Origin of the sequence: Rhodanobacter soli (assembly GCF_040548735.1) — a bacterium.
Lineage (GTDB): Bacteria > Pseudomonadota > Gammaproteobacteria > Xanthomonadales > Rhodanobacteraceae > Rhodanobacter > Rhodanobacter soli_A.
Genome location: NZ_JBEPSD010000004.1, coordinates 1 through 16,040, shown reverse-complemented (window position 1 = coordinate 16,040; position 16,040 = coordinate 1). Strand labels below are relative to the sequence as shown.

Below are 16,040 nucleotides of genomic sequence, written 5' to 3'. Positions count from 1 at the left end.
ATGAACCGATTCACCCGCCTCTTCGCCGCCTGCAGCCTGGCGCTGCTGACCGCCAACGCCGCGGCGCACTCCGATGCCGACGACATCGTCGGCACCCGCCTCGCCGACGGCACCGGTTACGTGTCGATGGTGCGACTGGCGCATCAGGCCGACCCGCAGGCCAACGGTTCGCTGCTGATGGTGTTCGAGCAGGACGGCATGAAGGGCATCGCGCTGTACGGCAGCCGCGACGACGGCGATCACTGGAACTTCCTCGCCAACGTCACCGACCAGCCGCATGCCAGCGACAAGCTGTGGCAGCTGCGCTGGCAGCCGAACATCAGCGAGATCCCGCGCGCCAGCGGCGACCTCAAGGCCGGGACCCTGCTGCTTGCGGCCAACGCCACCGGCAACGACGCCCAGGGCCGCGTGATCAGCGAGGACCTGCAGCTGTATGCGTCCACCGATGGCGGCCGCAGCTGGCGCTATCGCGGCTCCATCGTCAAGGGTGGCGGCCGACCGGAGAGCAAGGACAACAAGGGCGTGTGGGAACCCGACGTGCACATCCTGGACGACGGCCGCATGGTCGCCTACTACTCCAGCGAACAGCACAAGGCCGACGGCTACAACCAGCTGCTCGCGCACAAGGTGTCCACCGACGGCGGCCGGCACTGGGGCCGCGAGACCGTCGACGTGGCGATTCCCGGCGGCGTGCAGCGGCCGGGCATGGCCATCGTGCAGCGCCTGCCCGACGGCCGCTACGCGATGACCTACGAAAACATCGACGGCCCGCGCAACGGCCAGGTGTTCATCAAGTACAGCCGGGACGGGCTGGACTGGGGCGATCCGGCCGACCACGGCGATCCGGTGATGACCGCGTCGGGCGTGTTCCCCGAGGCCTGCCCGGTGGTGCGCTGGTTCCCGCAGGGCGGTCCGGAAGGCGTGATCATCGTCTCGGCCGAACGTGCCGGTGGCGGCGGTGACGAAGGCGGTCACGCGCTGTACTGGAACAACGCCTCCGGCCGCGGCCCCTGGTGGCAGGTGGCCGCTCCCGTGCACAAGCTCACCGGCAACATCCACGCCGGCTGGACCCAGGCGCTGATGCTGCGCGGCGACGGCCGCTTCCTGCACGTCACCTCTTCGTCCTCGCCGGAAAAGCCCGAGAGCGCGGCCGACAACCAGATCCTGTTTGCCTCCGCGCCGCTGCGGTTCGACCGCTACGAGGCGGAGGACGCCGCGCTGCGCTCGGCCGTGATGGTTGCCGACAGCAAGGCATCCAACGGCTACAAGGCGCGCATCGCCGGCGGCACCGATGGACGCCTGCGCTTCGAGGTCCACGTGCCGGCGCAGGGCGTCGGTACGCTGCGCGTGCGCTTCGCCGATCTCGGCCTGCCCGCCCAGCCGCGCATCAAGGTCAACGGCGCGGCGGTGGCATCCATCACGATCAGCAAGGACGATCCGGACTGGTCCATCGCCGAGGTCAGCGCGCCGCTGCTGCGCGGCTTCAACCGGATCGACGTCGAAGGTGGCGCGCGTGTGCTCGACATCGATTACCTGCAACTGGACGCCGGATCGTCGGACGCGGGCGCTCCGGTCACCGCGCCTTGATGCAAGGCGTCATCCCCTCGCCGGTTGCCGACCGCCTTCGCCGCCGCACCGACTGGCTGTGGCCGGTCGAATCGGGCAAAGCCGGTGGTCAGCGCCCGGCCGACGCCACCGCAGGATGCGCCAGCGCGAAATCGATCGCCGCGCAGACCGCCGCCGCCTGCGCGGCGTTGCACTGTTCGGGCGTAGCCCGCGGGCTGTCGGGATAGACTTCGGTGGTGGTCTTGTAGGGCGCGCCGGTGATGCCGGCGCAGAGGCCGAGCGGCTTCAGTGCGTACTCGATGACACCCGGCGCGACCATCGGCGACCCGATGATCTCGCCCTTTGCATCGGCCGGCGCGATGTGGGTGACCTTCGCCACCGCCGCAATGATCGCCCGCTGGAACGCCGGCTGCGGATGCTCGCTGTCGTCGACCAGGTAGAAGCCGTCGGGAATCTCCCCGGGCTCATACGCCTTGCCGTCGCGGGCGGCCAGCGCGGGGCGGAACTCGGACTCGTCGGTATCGGTGGTTTCGTGCAGGTCGATGTGCACCAGCACGCGATCGCGCAGCGGCGCGACCAGGCGCATCAGCGCCGCCGATTCCGGCGCCGGGCTGTCGTCGCGGAACGAGCGGTTCGGGTCCAGCGCGTCCGGGTTCCAGCGGTGGATGCGTTCGTAGCCCCACGGGCTGACGCACGGCGCCACGATCAGGTTGACCCGGCCCGCATAGTCCGCCGCATGCCGGTCGACGAATTGCAGCGCGCCGTGCACGCCGCTGGTCTCGTAGCCGTGAACGCCGCCGGTCACCAGCACGCAGGGAAGCTCGTCGCGCCAGCCGCGGCTCTTGATCGCGAACAGCGGGTAGCTGTCGGGCGCGTAATCGAGTCGGCCGTACTCCGACACGTCGAAGCGCGAGCGCAGGGTCTCGATCACGCTCAGCACGTCGGTTTTGTAGCTGCGCTGCACGGTCTGTCGCGACCGCCAGGCAGCGACTTCCCCAGCACCCCAGGGACGTCCGGGTGTGCCGATCGGATAGGGGGCATCAGTCATCGCGTCGCTCGCTCTGCATGGACATCCATGCCTGCGACTTTAACACCGGACCGAAACGCCGGCCGCCACGACACGCCAGAGCGAGACGCTTCCCGCAAGGAACGCCGCCATGACCCCGACGTTGCGAAGCCGATGGGAGCTTGGGCAGATCATGCGATCCCGTCGATGCAGAAAGGCGCCTGCCGCAACACGGCATCACTCCGTCACCTTGCGCTCGCCGACCGTCCCGCTCGTGGCCGGCGGTGGGCTTGCCGTATCCGCGGGTTTGCCGGCCTCAACCGGGTTCCATACGAAAGTCGCCACGCTCTGCGCCGGCAACGTGTACTGGAAACGGACCTGGTCCTGCGTGACGAAGACACGGCGCGCATCCACATGGCTGTTTACCATCACCAGCACGACCGATCCGTCGGCGGCATTCTGGAAGGCCACATTGTTGATTTCCTTGTCCGTTTCACCGGACCCCACGCGGACGGCGCCGGGCAGGACGAATCGGCTGAAGTGCGCGAACGCGTAGTACTCGTCGTTGCGACTCACCTCGCCCGTGCGCGAGTCGATCGTGACCACGCCCTTGCAGAGGTCGCACCCGCCGAAATGCGGACCATGCTGCTCGTCGAGTACCAGGTTCCAGTACACGACACCGCGCGCCCAGTGCCTGAGCCCGGCGAGCAGCAGGTCGCGCGCGAACCACATCAGCTCGCCATTCCGCGCGGACTCCCAGTCGCCGCCCGAGCACTCGGTGATGTAGACGTCCTTCCCGGGATACGCGCGATGCACGTCACCCTGCGCGGACGGGGTGCCGCTGTAGCAGTGCCAGGCAATGCCATCGACATAGCGCGCCGCAGCGGGGTCGGCCAGCACGCCCAGGGGTTGTTCCGGCGCGTCCCAGTTGTGGTCCCAGCCAAGAATGCGTGTTCTCGGCTTGCGGCCCGCCAGCGCCGGGCCGAGATACTGCGCGATGATGCGCGCGCGCGTGGCCGCGGCCATTTCCATGCCCGGGTAGGTCACCGGCACGAAGCCCGGCTCGTTCTGCAAGGTCAAGGCGAAGATGGGGATGCCGTACCCGCGGTAGGTGTCGAGGTACTTGACGAGATAGTCCGCGTACGCGCTTTCGAACTGCGGCAGCAGCTCTCCGCCAATCAGGTTCGCGCTGGTCTTCATCCACGCCGGCGCACTCCATGGCGACGCGATGATGCGCAGCTGCGGGTTGACGGACAGGACCTCGCGCACGGCCGGTATCACGTCTTGCAGATTGGAGGCGACATTGAAATGCAGCAATGCCGGATCGACCTCACCGGCGGGAAGATCATCCAGGGTGTAGTGCTGCAGCGAGAAATCCGAGGCGCCGATGGTCAGGCGCGTCATGTTCAGGTTGAGGTTGGGCGGTGGTCCAAACAACTCGCGCAGCAACGCCGTGCGCTGCCCCTCGTTCAGCTTGTTCTGGATCAGCCACGCCGACGAGTCCGTCAACGCTGCCCCGAAGCCGACGATGGATTGGTATTTCTTGGTGACGTCGATGACCACATCGGCGGGCGACGGCTCGTGGTCGCTCATCTCGATGTCGGGCTGCCGCGCCAGGCGCAGTCGGCGATCAGCCGTGCTCAACCACAGCTTGACCGGGGCTGTCACCGGAAGCGGCGTCGAGGTCACCCTGGACGCTATCGCGGAATGCTTGCGCCGCGGCGCGTAAAGGGCCGCCAGTGCGAGCATGGTGATTAGGGTGATGGATGCCACGGCCATCCAGCCGGAAACACCTTTGCGCTCATCCATGCTGCACACAAGGCCCATCGACCACGCTGCGGTTCACTGGCGACAACCCCACGCTCACGGAGCGCCCAGGCTTGCGCACGTCAGGTCAGCGCGTCCAGCCGGCGCACCCGCGACGATTTTCACGTCGGCAAACGCGGCGGAAAACGGCGGCGATGCCAGCACGCCGAACGGCACGTCGACGTGTGAGAGGTCGGCGCCGCCCTTGATGAAGCAATCCAGCGGAATCGACACGGTGTGGCGGTCGCCGTTCGCATAGGTGGCGAAGGTGTGCGTGAGGTCGACACTCCTCGTGCAGTGCTGGCCACAGCCCATGTACACCTTCACCGGCCCTTTGGCGGGCGTGGCGATCACCACATCGAACTGCAGGGCCGCATGGGTGGATACGAGCGGTGCCAGGTTCCTCGGTTGGGGACTCCGCGCGAAGAATCGGCCGGCGCCGAGCCACGTCACGGACTTGGCGTCCTGCTGGGTGTTGACTTGAACCGTGCGCAAACGCAGCACCGGATGGCTGGCCGGCCATTCGATGACGGCGTTCAGATCGGAGCCGATGTCATGCGCGGGATGCTCCGGGTCCGCATCGGCCAGATAGAGCGAGAACGGGGGAACAGCAAGCGTGTGAAACACCGACAGCACCGACGCTTCGGCGCACGCGTCGACGGCGGGATCGGTGGGCAGCGTACCTATCGCATGCTTGCTCGGATAGCGCAGCCCGTAGCCGGGCGCGAAGAGCCAGCGCGCCGCCTTGATGCCGCTACCGCTCGCGTCGGGGCAGGGGACACCCGGCCACGGCATGGCGAGCGTTCCGCTGAAGTTGTAGGAGCCCGCGCCGGAATGGCGTGCGAACACCACGTCTGCGACGCCCTCGCCTTCGGTCCCGGGCAGCCAGGCGGCCACGAACGCGTCGGAGAGATTGAGCAGGTCGTTGACGTAGAGCGGGCGCCCCGCCACGAACACGGTAACGACGGGCTTGCGGCCCTTGGCCACCGTCTGCAAGACGGCTAGGTCCTCCGGATGGCGATCGCTGTGCCGCAGCGTCGCCGACGGCATGATGTCGCCCATGGTCTCCGCGTACGGCGTCTCGCCGATCACGGCAACGATGGCGTCAAAGGACTTCAGATCCACGCCCTGTGCCGTTTCGCTGTAAGTGACGTTCGCCGCGCCATCGGCCTTGCGCAGCCCGGCCAGGATCGTTTCGCCGTGAGGGAAGTCGGCATTGCCGTTGCCCGTGCCTTGCCAGGTCAACGACCAGCCGCCGGTCTGGTTGGACAGGCTGTCGGCACTCTTCCCCACGACCAGGATTTTCGACCCCGGCTTCAAGGGCAGCGCGCCGTGATTGTTCTTCAGCAGGACCAGCGACTCGCGAACGGCGCGCCGCGCCAGCTCGCGGCTCTGCAATGACCCGGCGTCGCCGGCCCCCACCCGTTGCGAAGGCCGCTTGCCGAACAGGCCCATGCGCAATTTGGCGCGAACGATCCGGCTGACGGCGTCGTCGATGCGCGCCATCGGGATGTCGCCGTTCTCGACCTGGCGGGTGGTGTTCGCGATGAAGGCCTGCCAGTCGTCGGGCACCATCACCATGTCGATGCCGGCATTGATCGCCTGCGGGCAACTGGCATTGGTGCAGCCCGGCAACTGGCCGATGGCATTCCAGTCGGAAACGACGAAGCCCTGGAAGCCCATCTTGTCCTTCAGTGCACCCGTCAACAAGGCGCGCGCGCCCGACATTTTTCCGTAGTCGATGCCGGCGGCCACGTCATCCCAGCTGTTGTAGGACGCCATCACGCTCTGCACGCCGGCCTCGATCGCGCCGAAGTAGCCCGAACCGTGCACGTTGATCATGTCCTTCAGGCTGACCCTGGCGTCGCCCTGGTCCGTTCCGTTGTGGGTCGCTCCGTCGCCGATGAAATGCTTGGCGGTCGCCATCACGTTGTGGTCGCCAAAGCGGCCCTGCAGCCCTTCCACGTAGGCGCGCGCATAGGCGCGCACCAGCGGGCCGTCGGTGGAAAAACTTTCGTAGGTGCGCCCCCAGCGGGCGTTCTGCGCCACGGCGAGCGTCGGCGCGAACACCCATTCGACGCCGGTAGCGCGCACCGCCCTGGCGGTCGCCGCGCCGATGGCTTCGATCAGGGCCGGGTCGTGCGCCGCACCCAGGCCGATGTTGTGCGGGAACATCGTGGCCCCGAAGACATTGTTGTCCCCGTGCACGGCGTCGATGCCCCAGATGACCGGCACCTTGACCGCCGCGTCGGTCGCCATCGACGCTTCGTAGTAACGGTCGGACAGCGCCAGCCAATCCCCGATACCGGCGTGCTTGTTTCCACCGGGCCAGGAGCCGCCGCCATTGAGCACCGAGCCGATATGGTATTTCGCCACCTGGGCCGGCGTGATGGACTTGATCTCGGCCTGCGTCATTTGACCGATTTTCTGGGCGAGACTCATGCTCGCCACCATCTTTCGCACGCGCGCCTCCAGCGCGGGATCGGCTGGCAGTCGGCTCTCGATCGCCGGCCAGTCCGCATAGTGCGTCGGCTCCGGCATACGCTCGGAGGATGGCGCCGCCGCAGCTCGCGCGTCTTTCGCCGCTTGCGCGTCAACTGCCAGCGCGGCGCCCCCGCCGTCGACCGTGGCCAGCACTGCACACATCAACCACAACCATCCGGTACGGACCATGGGAGCCTCGATTGTCTGGAGCATTCGCCTGACACTTTACACGCGCGTGATTTCCGCCGAGGCACGCGGACTGCGCCGATGTCCACTCCCCCGGCACACATGCTACTGCGGCACAGGCCTGCCGATGGGTGAAGCAGCGCGAACGGCGTCACACCAGGCGAGACGGGGCGCCGCGACGCGGCGCCTCGCGGGCTGCAACTTGCAGTGGAAGCCGGGCAACGCGGCATGCCCCAAGGGCCGTAGTATTCCAGCGGACGAGCAAGCGGCTCTGACCCGGTTCGTGGGTTCGTACCAACGGCTTTCACCCTGGCATGGAGAAATCCTCATGCATCTGAAACCTGTTTCCAGCGCAAGCGCGAAGTCCACTTCCACGCACTACCGAACGGTCATCGCCACCGGCAGGCACGACCTGGTTGCCGACGAGTCGGCGTTACACGGCGGCCAGGATGCCGGGCCCGCGCCCTACGACTACCTGCTGGCGAGTCTGGGTGCGTGCACGGCGATGACCCTGCAGATGTACGCCGAAAGGAAGGGCTGGGACGTGGGAGAGATCCACGTCGACCTGGAGCTTTCAAAGAGCGAGGACACGGGAACAAGCATCCGGCGCGTGCTTGCGACTTCGAACCCGCTCAGCGACGAGCAATGGGCCCACCTGCTCGACGTGGCAGGCAAGACACCGGTCACGAAATCCCTGCTGGCAGGGATCGCGATCACTTCCCGCCGCGGGCCGTGATCACCCGGCGATCGACGGCAGCAAGACGGGGCTGGGGCCGTGGCCGCCAGCGACGACCTTCTCAAAGCTTCTCGGCGCCCTTGCGCAGCCAGAGATCGATCAGGGATTTCTCGTAGCGCAGCGAGTCCTGATCCACGGGCGAACTGCGGCTGAGAAAAGCCGCGTCGCGCAGCTTGCGGCTGCCCTCGCGCAGCACCTTGCCGTCGGCGCCGTACAAGGTGAAATTCAGGTCGATGCGCGGCGGATAAATGTCCTTGATGATGCGCACGTCGTTGAAGTCGGGACCACGCCACGGCTCGTATTGGCCGGCACGGACCACGTCGGTCACCTCGATGTCCAGCCGCTGGCCCGGCGCCAGAATGCGCGCGGCACGTTGGGCGATGTAGGTCCTGAGCGGCTCCAGGTAGGCGTCGGGCCTGACCAGGTGCAACCCGAAATTGCGTCTTGCCTCGGTGAAATGCTGGGGATCCTTGTAGCGAACGCTGACGTTGTCCGGCGGCGTCGCCGCCCATGCGGTCACCGAAGCAAGGGCCAGACAGGCCAGACACAGAAAACGGAACAGCGGGGAAGATTTCATGGCAGATCTCCCGTAGCGGAACAGGCCGCCTGTCGCGGCGGCGGAGCAGCGGGGATCAGTATACGTCCGGCCCGCAAGGCAGGTCGGCGGCTTTCCCGTTGCGGGACTCCGGCGTGACCGACGGCATATCGACCCTGCGGGCGCGCGCCGACAGAATGTCCCTTGGCATTTCAGGAGATCGCGGAGCATGACTGCCGGACCGGTACTGATCCTCGCAGCCTCGGCGCTGACGATCGTTGCGGCTCCGCTGGCGCTGGGAGTGGCCGGCGCCGTATCCGCTCGCCGCACACATGGCGACCATGCCGCCATTGCCGGAAGCTGGCGGCTCACGGCGGCGTCGACGCTGCTCTACGTGCTCGCGTTCAACCTGACGTTCTTCATCCAGGAACTGTTCCTGGTGCTGCCCAAGGCACTCACGCCCGGCCTGCGCCCAACCCTGTACCACAACAACCACAGCTGGGAAGGCACGAATCCGCTTGCCGGCCTGTTCCAGGGCACCGGCGCGCTGGCGACCCTGTCCGTCGGCCTGTTCTGCCTGTGGCTGCTCGGGCGGCCGCGGGAACGATCGGACGGCACCCGGTTGTTCCTGTACTGGATGGCGTACTGCGGCTGCTTCATGGCGTTGCCGCAGGTCGTCATCGGGTCGCTGAGCCAGGGCAGCGACGTCGGCATGGCAATGAGCTATCTGCACTTCGGCGAAACCGCGCGCATCGGTGCGGGCCTGCTCGCCCTGGGCCTGATGCCGGCCGTCGCGTTGCAATTCCGGCGTCCGGCGCTCGAGCTCGCCCATGTCCGCGAGCACATCGAGGGTCCTGGTTTCCGCGCACGTTTCGTGTTCCGCACCATAACCCTGCCGGCGCTGCTCGCCACCGCGCTGGTCGTCCCGTTCCGCGTTCCGCGCGAACTGCTCGAGGTCCTCGTCGTGCCCTTGCTGGTACTCCTTTGTGGCATCCCCTGGATCCAGGCGGGAGCCTGGCGCGTGCGCGACGCCAGGGCCAACGGAACCACGACCGCCCCGTCGCTCGCCTACCTGTTCGCCGCGGTCCTGGGGTTGCTGCTGTTCTTCCAGCTCGTGCTCAGGCCGGGCATCCGCTTCTACTGAAAACGAACGGGGCGCCGATCCAGTGTGGTACCGGGACCCGAATCCGCGCGGCAGCCTGTCGCATACAACGAAGTTCCGAACCGGCCAGCTCCTCCGGCCCACTCGAAAAGCACACTCCGGCTTTGGCTCGACCCTAGTTCCTGCTCCCGGCGCTGCGGCGGCTTAGCGCGGCGGCGCGGTTCATGGCCCGGCGTGCGTGGCGCTCCTCGCCCAGTTGCCGATAGGCGCGGGCCAGTCCGAGGTAGAAACGCGAGTCGCCGTCATAAAGGCGGATGGCCCGCCGGTAGTGCTGCACGGCACCCGCGTAATCGCCCTGCTTCTCATTGTCCTCGGCCTGCAGGAACTGGAAGTAGGGGTCTTTCACCTGGACCTTCTCGAGACGCCGTGCATAGACGGCGCGGCGCGCCTCGTCGCCGTTGTTCCGGTACAGCGCCACCAGGTTCATCAGCGCGCCTGCGTTTACCGGGTCGAGCGCCAGCGCCTTCAGGTAATCGCGTTCGGCCGCCCGCGGGTCGCCCTCGCGCAGGTGCAACACGCCGGCATTGGCCCAGGCGCTGGCATAGCGCGGGGCCAGTTGCAGCGCCATGGCCATGTACGGAGCGGCCGCCGCGGGCGAGGCACCGGCAAGCAACTCGGCGGCGCGGTTGTTGTAGTAGAGCGCCAGCAGGTGCTGGTCGGAAATCCGCTGGGGTGGCTTGTGCGACATCACCAGATCCCGCGCCACATCCACCGTGAGGCGCGAGCGGCCAATGGCGATGCCTGCGTTGACGTGGTTGAACCGGTAGACGATGTCGTCGCCCACGCGCCAGGCCACGACGTCGTCAAGCTCCTGCCCGTAGGCCTGCAAGCCGGACTCGTGCGCCAGCGCCACGGTCAGCAGGGTGAAGGTCAGGCAATTGGCCTTGCGAGTGCGGTAGGCCTGTTCGATGGTCAACGTGGCGTCGGCCGAATACTCCATGCCCAGGCCCGACTTCTGGAACAGGAAGCCCACCAGCCGTTCCAGTCGCGACCTTCCGGAACCGCTGGCATCGATGACCTGTTGCTGCAGCTGCGCACGCAGCTCCGGCGGCACCGCCATCACCTGCTCCGGGCGCGGCATCGGCGACACGGCCGGCGCGGCCGCCGTGACCGAGTCAACCGGCGCAACCGACGTGGCCGGCGCAGGCATGGCAACGGACCATGCCAGGATTGCCGCGTACGCCCAGGTCACCATGCCGAAACCCTCCACGCCCAGGGGCGGGAACGTTTACCGACGCCAGTCTAGTCCTTTCGCAGGCGCCGGATCAGTTCGCTCGCGATGGCAGGACCGTGCCCGGCATCTCTGGCCACAGCCATTGCCACTGGCATCTTTTCGGACGCGGTCAGCTGGCCGCGATGCTTACCTGTCAGTCGCCAGCTTCAACAGTAACAACGTGCGCCTGGATCTTGCCGTCGACACTGCCCCGCCCGAATCGCCTGGCGATGGCTTCCGCGGCGACCTCGGTAGCTACACCGAGCCGGGCGGCATCGCGGGCCTCGATCTCGTTCCGCAGCGGGGTGCCGTGGCAATAAGCCATGGCGGCGACACGGGGAGACTCTGCGCGGCTGCGCGCCGCGACGGTGTCGATCCGCGGCGAGCGGGTGAAACCGGCGTTGGCCAGGTCCCGCGCAATGAGCTCGCGATCGTGATAACCGTGCGGCGTGCGGGCCATGAAGCGCGGCGGGTCCCACGGAAAGACGGATGCCAGCGCGGTGGTGACGACGTCGGCGAATTCGTTTTCTGCGATCCGGTCCCACACGCTGAAAATGAAGACGCCCCCTTTTCTCAGCACCCGACGCGCCTCGGCGAACGCCCTGGACTTGTCCGGAAAGAACATCGCGCCGAACTGGCACACGACGGCATCGAACGTCGCGTCCTCGAACGGCAATTGCAACGCGTCTGCCTGGCGCCATTCGACGGCGCGAGGGGTTCCCACGGCGCGGGCATGATCGAGCATCGCCTGGTTCAAATCGGTGGCGACGATCGCGCAGCTTTCCGGCAGCGCCGCCGCCATCGCACGCGTGGCCACGCCGGTACCGGCGGCGATTTCCAGCACCCGGGAAAGACGCCTCGGCCTCAACCGGCTCGCCAGATCCGTCGCATACGGCGCAAAGATCAGCGGCACCATGTACGTGTCGTAGAGTTCCGGGACAGAACCCGCAAACACCGCGTCGGCATGATGACCACTCATGGCGCTCACCTCTTCGCAATGCCGCTCTGGACAGCATGGCGGTCGCGGCGCGTGCGGACCGCCAGACCCGCAGGCCTGCGCGAAATCAGGGTTCGCCGTTGGCTTTCACTGCCAGGGCCTGCATAAAAACGATAGCACTCCCCATGCCGGTCCGATGAGAAAAACGGGTCAGGTTCACTTCCTTGGGGGATTCAAGTGAACGCGGCCCCGTTCTTCATCGATCTCCGCGGCCTTCTGCGCGAGTTCCTTGATCTTGAGCACACGCAACTGCTCAGACTTTTTGAGTCCTTCGCGAGCCTCTTTGATCACCTCGTGGGCGAGATTCTGGTTGGTGTGATGCCGCTTCGCGTCGATGGCGGCATCCAGCCGTTGCTGCGCTGCCCTGATCCCTTTATCGACTCGGTAGAGAGGGCCATGCGGGTTCGTGGTCAGAGGTGGGGTGTAGCTTTTCGTCATGGCGTTTCTTCGTGATCAGGACGGCACGATAGCCCGGTTGACCCCGTGGCCCATTTAGCCATCCGAATAAAATGAACATGGCCCCTGTTCTTGCGTGAAGAACCCATCAATAGCCGGCTGCCAGACCGGCTGGACGACGGGGGTCATTGGCGCCTTCCAGCAGGCCGGTCTTTGGATTGAGCAGGATCGCTTCGACCGCGCCCCCGCTGAACTGCTTGAATGTGTAGCCCATCGCTTCCAGGGTTTGCTGCGACTTCGGCGTGAGCAGGCCCTGCCCCGCGTAAACGACGTCCGGATACCACTGCTGGTGCAGTCGTGGCGCGTTGACGGCTTGCTGCATGTTCATGCCGAAGTCGACCACGTTGAGGAAGCTCTCCAACGTGGACGAGATGATGGTGGCGCTGCCGGGACTGCCCGTGAGCATGAACGGCTTGCCGTCGCGCAGCACGATGGTTGGCGTCATGGAGCTCAAGGGTCGCTTGCCCGGCTCGACCCGGTTGATCACGCCCTGGACCAGGCCGGCCCCGTTGGCCACGCCGGGCTTGCCGGTGAAGTCGTCCATTTCGTCGTTGAGGAAGAAGCCCGTGTCGCCGGCGATCTGTTTGTTGCCGAACAGGAAGTTGACGGTGTAGGTGACGGCGACGGCGTTGCCGTCCTTGTCGACCACGGAGTAGTGCGTGGTGTGATTGCCTTCGGGCGCGCCCAGGCTGCCCTGGACCTCGGATGACGGCGTGGCCTTGTCCGGCTTGATGGTGGCGCGAAGCTTCGCCGCGTGCGCGTCCGAGAGCAGCGTGTCGATCGGGTTGTGCACGAAGGCCGGATCGCCCAGGTAGGTGTTGCGGTCGGCAAAGGCGCGGCGCTCGGCCTCGACCAGGTAGTGCACGCTGTCGACCGAGCCGTAGCCCCACTTGGCGAGCGGGTAAGGCTTGATGATCTGCAGGATCAGGCAGAGCGTGGTGCCGCCCGAGCTCGGCGGTGGCGCCGACACCACGGTGTAGCCGCGGTACTCGCACTGGATCGGCGTTTCCCACTGCGCGGTGTAGTCGGCAAAGTCGCGCAACGACAGGATGCCGCCGTTGGCATCGCTGCCCTTGACCACGGCGTGGGCAATCGGGCCCTCGTAGAACGCCTTGGTGCCGCCTTTCGCGATCAGCTCGAGTGTGTGCGCGAGATCCTTCTGCACCAGCCGCTCGCCGACCTTGAACGGCTTGCCATGGTTGAGGAAGATCGCCGCCACGTTGGCATGCTTCGCAAAATCGTCGGTGCTCGAGTCGAGGCTGTCGACGTCGCCCTGCTGGAGCACGTAGCCGTCGCGGGCCAGCTTGATGGCCGGCGCGATGAGCTGTTGCAGCGACATCGTGCCGTAGGCCTTCAACGCGGTAGCGAACCCCATCACCGTGCCCGGTACGCCCACACCGAGATAGCTGTCGGTACTGCGTCCCTCGACGACATTGCCGTCGGCGTCCTGGAACATCGTCGGTGTCGCCTTCGAAGGCGCCTTCTCGCGGAAATTGAGGAACAGGTTGCGGCCATCCTTGAGGTGGATGGTCATGAACCCACCGCCACCGATATTGCCGCAGCACGGATGCACCACGGCTTCCGCAAAACCGACCGCCACGGCGGCGTCCACGGCATTGCCGCCGCGTTTGAGAATGTCCACGCCCACCATCGTGGCCAGGTGCTCTGCACTGACCACCATGGCATGTCTGGCGGTTACCGGCCTGGCGTTCTGCAGTGCCGCCCGGGTGCTGACGGACTCATGGCCGGTCTCGTCGGGATTGACGTTCTGGGCGTTAGCCAGTGCGCTGAACACTGCCAGCGTCGCCACCAGCAGGGCGCGGCGCCTCCATCGGCTGCCGTGAAACGCCTCCGCGTGCGTGGCTGGCCTGGCATCGAGTCGCGCTGTGTTTGGATCGGACATGGGTTCACTCCCGGCATGGATCGGACCAGCATAGCCGCACCCGCGCGAGTGATAAAAAGCCATATCACCGGCGCCCGTCAGTTCGCGCAGCATGCAGGCAGGTTGCTCGCGACGTATGGACCAGTCTGTGGAACGACTTGCCGGTACGGATGATCCGCCAGGTTCGTTCGGTCACATCGGTGGCGGGGTCACGCTTTGAAGTGCGCTGTGGATCTGCTGGTCGACGTTCAATGACGCCAGTCGCACGACCGTCGATCTGCCGTGCTGCCTGCAGGCGCATGACTTCCTGCACGCGTTGGTTCCACGACGACGCGCCTAAGCTTCGCCACCGCCAACCGAAGATGCCACGATGCGCCAGGGCTGCCTGCAAGGTTTCATGCTGGTTGCGGCGCTCGTCTCGACGAGCGGCGTGTGGGCTGCCGAGACGGACACCGCCGCGATCACCCGCCTCTCGCAGGCGTTCTCCGACGCCTCGGCCCGTGGCGACGGCCATCTCACTCTGACCCCGTTTTGTTGCACCGAGAGACTGGCCTCAGGTGCTTAATCGGACCGTCCGAGAAAGCGAGACTGGCTCAATCTGACCCCTAGGTTTTCTTGACCCTGAGCTCTTGGTCATCCGACAGATTCAACGCGATCATCGCTCGGCTGGTGGCGTCCATCATCATTGCGATGGTGACGGGAAACCTACTAAAAGTACGTTCAACGAATAATGGCAAGAGACACTAGTTTAGCTGTACTACAGTTGCATCCCAGATATAAAGCCGTCCGTGCAACTCCACTGCAAATACCCTGTATCTTCGGTCGCGAAGAAATACGACGCCTCCAGCTTGCATACCCGGTGAGACGACCTCGAATCTTTTGTCCCTGGAAGCAATGGATTTCCCAGCATAAATTTGTGTCGCCTGAAGTATCCAAATTGCCTGACCTGGTACTCTATCGTTCTTCCTGCGGATCAAATATGCATCAAATACCAAGCCCCCTTGCATGCTTGCGGGCACGTTTCCTTTGGTAACACCAATCAACTCGGACTTTTATTGTTGAACTTCTGCATGATTCAAGTTGGCCGTCAACCGATTGCCATCTAATTCAATATTACAGGATTTAGCTGGATCTCTAAAAGGTACCAAGCATTCAGTTCTATTGCGATGAAGTCAGTGATCTTCTCGGCCTGAGAAACGTTTGCGCTGATATAAATCGATTATTACGGCAATAATAAAACTAGACACAGAAATATAAATTAAATAAGTTAAAATGTGATCTTGATGCAAGGTAACGTAGACCAATGACCCGTGATCGTTAATTTCAATCGGGTTTGTCAGAGTTGCCTTATTGCTCCCATTACTCGTAAAAACACCGTAATAGTGTATACGCGAATACCCAGTTATTGCCCATACGGACACTAGAAGCCATTTAATGGCTGTCAATACTTTACTGGTGGTTACCATAAATGCCCTACCGATCCCAAAGTTGTTGTAGTTGGACCCATAAATGCATTTGCGCCTACACCACCACCAAGGGTTACACCCACACCAGTTACGTCTTTACATCCAGTGTGATCTTTCCCCCAAAACTCATCAAGGCTTCCTCCAGCGCCTTCGCCACCAGAAGCGGCCAAATTAGTAAACGGACCGGCAAGATCATTCACGGTGTCAGCATTTGAGACCTCAACTTGAACACCTGCAGATCCCCCACTTGTGCCAATACTGCCTCCTGGCCCACTAGGAACGTAGACATAAGCCGCGATTTCACCTTTGGTATCAAATGCAGCTCCTATGCCCACCATTCCTGAAACACCTAGGCTTGTGCCTGGAATAGTTAGGCTATATTGAAGTGAGAAGCCTAGCTGCAATGTCCATAGCCCATACGGATCAACGCGGATCAATGGGTTACCACCGACATAGGCATAGGTATTGATACCACCACCAAGTCCGATCGGATCACTCTCCAGATACCGCCCCAGCTCCGACTTGTAATCCCGGAACCCATTGTT

13 protein-coding genes are annotated in these 16,040 nt (G+C 64.8%); 4 read left to right on the top strand and 9 right to left on the bottom strand.

Annotated elements, in window-relative coordinates; translation table 11 throughout:
• Entirely contained in the window at positions 1–1,587 is a 1,587-nt protein-coding gene (locus ABIE04_RS16680) for an exo-alpha-sialidase (RefSeq protein ID WP_354552826.1), read from the top strand.
• 88 nt (positions 1,588–1,675) lie between these two features.
• Here ABIE04_RS16680 and ABIE04_RS16675 read toward each other — a convergent pair whose 3' ends face one another.
• The 3 genes from ABIE04_RS16675 to ABIE04_RS16665 form a co-directional block, all read right to left on the bottom strand.
• Positions 1,676–2,614: a M14 family metallopeptidase gene (locus ABIE04_RS16675; RefSeq protein ID WP_354552824.1), complete on the bottom strand. Its 939-nt coding sequence runs from the start codon at positions 2,612–2,614 to the stop codon at positions 1,676–1,678.
• Positions 2,615–2,809: 195 nt separating this feature from the next.
• The gene (locus ABIE04_RS16670) at positions 2,810–4,381 is read right to left on the bottom strand and encodes a glycoside hydrolase family 30 protein (RefSeq protein WP_354552822.1); all 1,572 of its coding nucleotides are present in this window, start codon (positions 4,379–4,381) and stop codon (positions 2,810–2,812) included.
• Between the two features lie 54 nt (positions 4,382–4,435).
• Positions 4,436–7,051, bottom strand: a complete 2,616-nt coding sequence (locus tag ABIE04_RS16665; RefSeq protein ID WP_354552820.1) for a glycoside hydrolase family 3 protein — start codon at positions 7,049–7,051, stop codon at positions 4,436–4,438.
• 325 nt (positions 7,052–7,376) lie between these two features.
• Between ABIE04_RS16665 and ABIE04_RS16660 the strand changes: the two genes are divergently transcribed.
• Positions 7,377–7,784 carry an OsmC family protein gene (locus ABIE04_RS16660; RefSeq protein ID WP_354552818.1) on the top strand — a complete coding sequence of 136 codons (408 nt, stop codon included), beginning with the start codon at positions 7,377–7,379 and terminating at the stop codon, positions 7,782–7,784.
• 61 nt (positions 7,785–7,845) lie between these two features.
• On the opposite strand, the gene ABIE04_RS16655 is transcribed toward ABIE04_RS16660, so the two are convergent.
• The gene (locus ABIE04_RS16655) at positions 7,846–8,361 is read right to left on the bottom strand and encodes a DUF3016 domain-containing protein (protein WP_354552816.1); all 516 of its coding nucleotides are present in this window, start codon (positions 8,359–8,361) and stop codon (positions 7,846–7,848) included.
• Positions 8,362–8,548: 187 nt separating this feature from the next.
• On the opposite strand from ABIE04_RS16655, the gene ABIE04_RS16650 reads away from it, so the two are divergent.
• The gene (locus ABIE04_RS16650; RefSeq protein ID WP_354552814.1) at positions 8,549–9,463 is read left to right on the top strand and encodes a hypothetical protein; all 915 of its coding nucleotides are present in this window, start codon (positions 8,549–8,551) and stop codon (positions 9,461–9,463) included.
• Between the two features lie 133 nt (positions 9,464–9,596).
• Here the strand turns inward: ABIE04_RS16650 and ABIE04_RS16645 are convergent, their stop codons facing one another.
• From ABIE04_RS16645 to ggt, 4 genes are all read right to left on the bottom strand, one after another.
• Positions 9,597–10,676 (bottom strand): tetratricopeptide repeat protein, encoded by a 1,080-nt coding sequence (locus ABIE04_RS16645; RefSeq protein ID WP_354552812.1) that lies wholly within the window; start codon positions 10,674–10,676, stop codon positions 9,597–9,599.
• Positions 10,677–10,848: 172 nt separating this feature from the next.
• Positions 10,849–11,673 carry a class I SAM-dependent methyltransferase gene (locus tag ABIE04_RS16640; RefSeq protein ID WP_354552810.1) on the bottom strand — a complete coding sequence of 275 codons (825 nt, stop codon included), beginning with the start codon at positions 11,671–11,673 and terminating at the stop codon, positions 10,849–10,851.
• 174 nt (positions 11,674–11,847) lie between these two features.
• The gene (locus ABIE04_RS16635; protein WP_354552808.1) at positions 11,848–12,129 is read right to left on the bottom strand and encodes a hypothetical protein; all 282 of its coding nucleotides are present in this window, start codon (positions 12,127–12,129) and stop codon (positions 11,848–11,850) included.
• 106 nt (positions 12,130–12,235) lie between these two features.
• Positions 12,236–14,050: a gamma-glutamyltransferase gene (gene ggt / locus ABIE04_RS16630; protein ID WP_354552806.1), complete on the bottom strand. Its 1,815-nt coding sequence runs from the start codon at positions 14,048–14,050 to the stop codon at positions 12,236–12,238.
• Between the two features lie 349 nt (positions 14,051–14,399).
• On the opposite strand from ggt, the gene ABIE04_RS16625 reads away from it, so the two are divergent.
• Complete coding sequence (locus tag ABIE04_RS16625) at positions 14,400–14,594, top strand: hypothetical protein (protein WP_354552804.1); 195 nt, start codon at positions 14,400–14,402, stop codon at positions 14,592–14,594.
• Between the two features lie 894 nt (positions 14,595–15,488).
• On the opposite strand, the gene ABIE04_RS16620 is transcribed toward ABIE04_RS16625, so the two are convergent.
• Positions 15,489–16,040: RHS repeat-associated core domain-containing protein (locus ABIE04_RS16620; RefSeq protein ID WP_354552802.1), on the bottom strand; the 552-nt coding region annotated here is incomplete at its 5' end.

Excerpts from the sequence above, each read along its gene's own strand:
- ABIE04_RS16670 (WP_354552822.1), bottom strand. The coding sequence starts at position 4,381 with ATGGATGAGCGCAAAGGTGTTTCCGGCTGGATGGCCGTGGCATCCATC.
- ABIE04_RS16650 (WP_354552814.1), top strand. The coding sequence starts at position 8,549 with ATGACTGCCGGACCGGTACTGATCCTCGCAGCCTCGGCGCTGACGATC.
- ABIE04_RS16645 (WP_354552812.1), bottom strand. The coding sequence starts at position 10,676 with ATGGTGACCTGGGCGTACGCGGCAATCCTGGCATGGTCCGTTGCCATG.
- ggt (WP_354552806.1), bottom strand. The coding sequence starts at position 14,050 with ATGTCCGATCCAAACACAGCGCGACTCGATGCCAGGCCAGCCACGCAC.
- ABIE04_RS16640 (WP_354552810.1), bottom strand. The coding sequence starts at position 11,673 with ATGAGTGGTCATCATGCCGACGCGGTGTTTGCGGGTTCTGTCCCGGAA.
- ABIE04_RS16665 (WP_354552820.1), bottom strand. The coding sequence starts at position 7,051 with ATGGTCCGTACCGGATGGTTGTGGTTGATGTGTGCAGTGCTGGCCACG.
- ABIE04_RS16625 (WP_354552804.1), top strand. The coding sequence starts at position 14,400 with ATGCGCCAGGGCTGCCTGCAAGGTTTCATGCTGGTTGCGGCGCTCGTC.
- ABIE04_RS16680 (WP_354552826.1), top strand. The coding sequence starts at position 1 with ATGAACCGATTCACCCGCCTCTTCGCCGCCTGCAGCCTGGCGCTGCTG.
- ABIE04_RS16635 (WP_354552808.1), bottom strand. The coding sequence starts at position 12,129 with ATGACGAAAAGCTACACCCCACCTCTGACCACGAACCCGCATGGCCCT.
- ABIE04_RS16655 (WP_354552816.1), bottom strand. The coding sequence starts at position 8,361 with ATGAAATCTTCCCCGCTGTTCCGTTTTCTGTGTCTGGCCTGTCTGGCC.
- ABIE04_RS16675 (WP_354552824.1), bottom strand. The coding sequence starts at position 2,614 with ATGACTGATGCCCCCTATCCGATCGGCACACCCGGACGTCCCTGGGGT.
- ABIE04_RS16660 (WP_354552818.1), top strand. The coding sequence starts at position 7,377 with ATGCATCTGAAACCTGTTTCCAGCGCAAGCGCGAAGTCCACTTCCACG.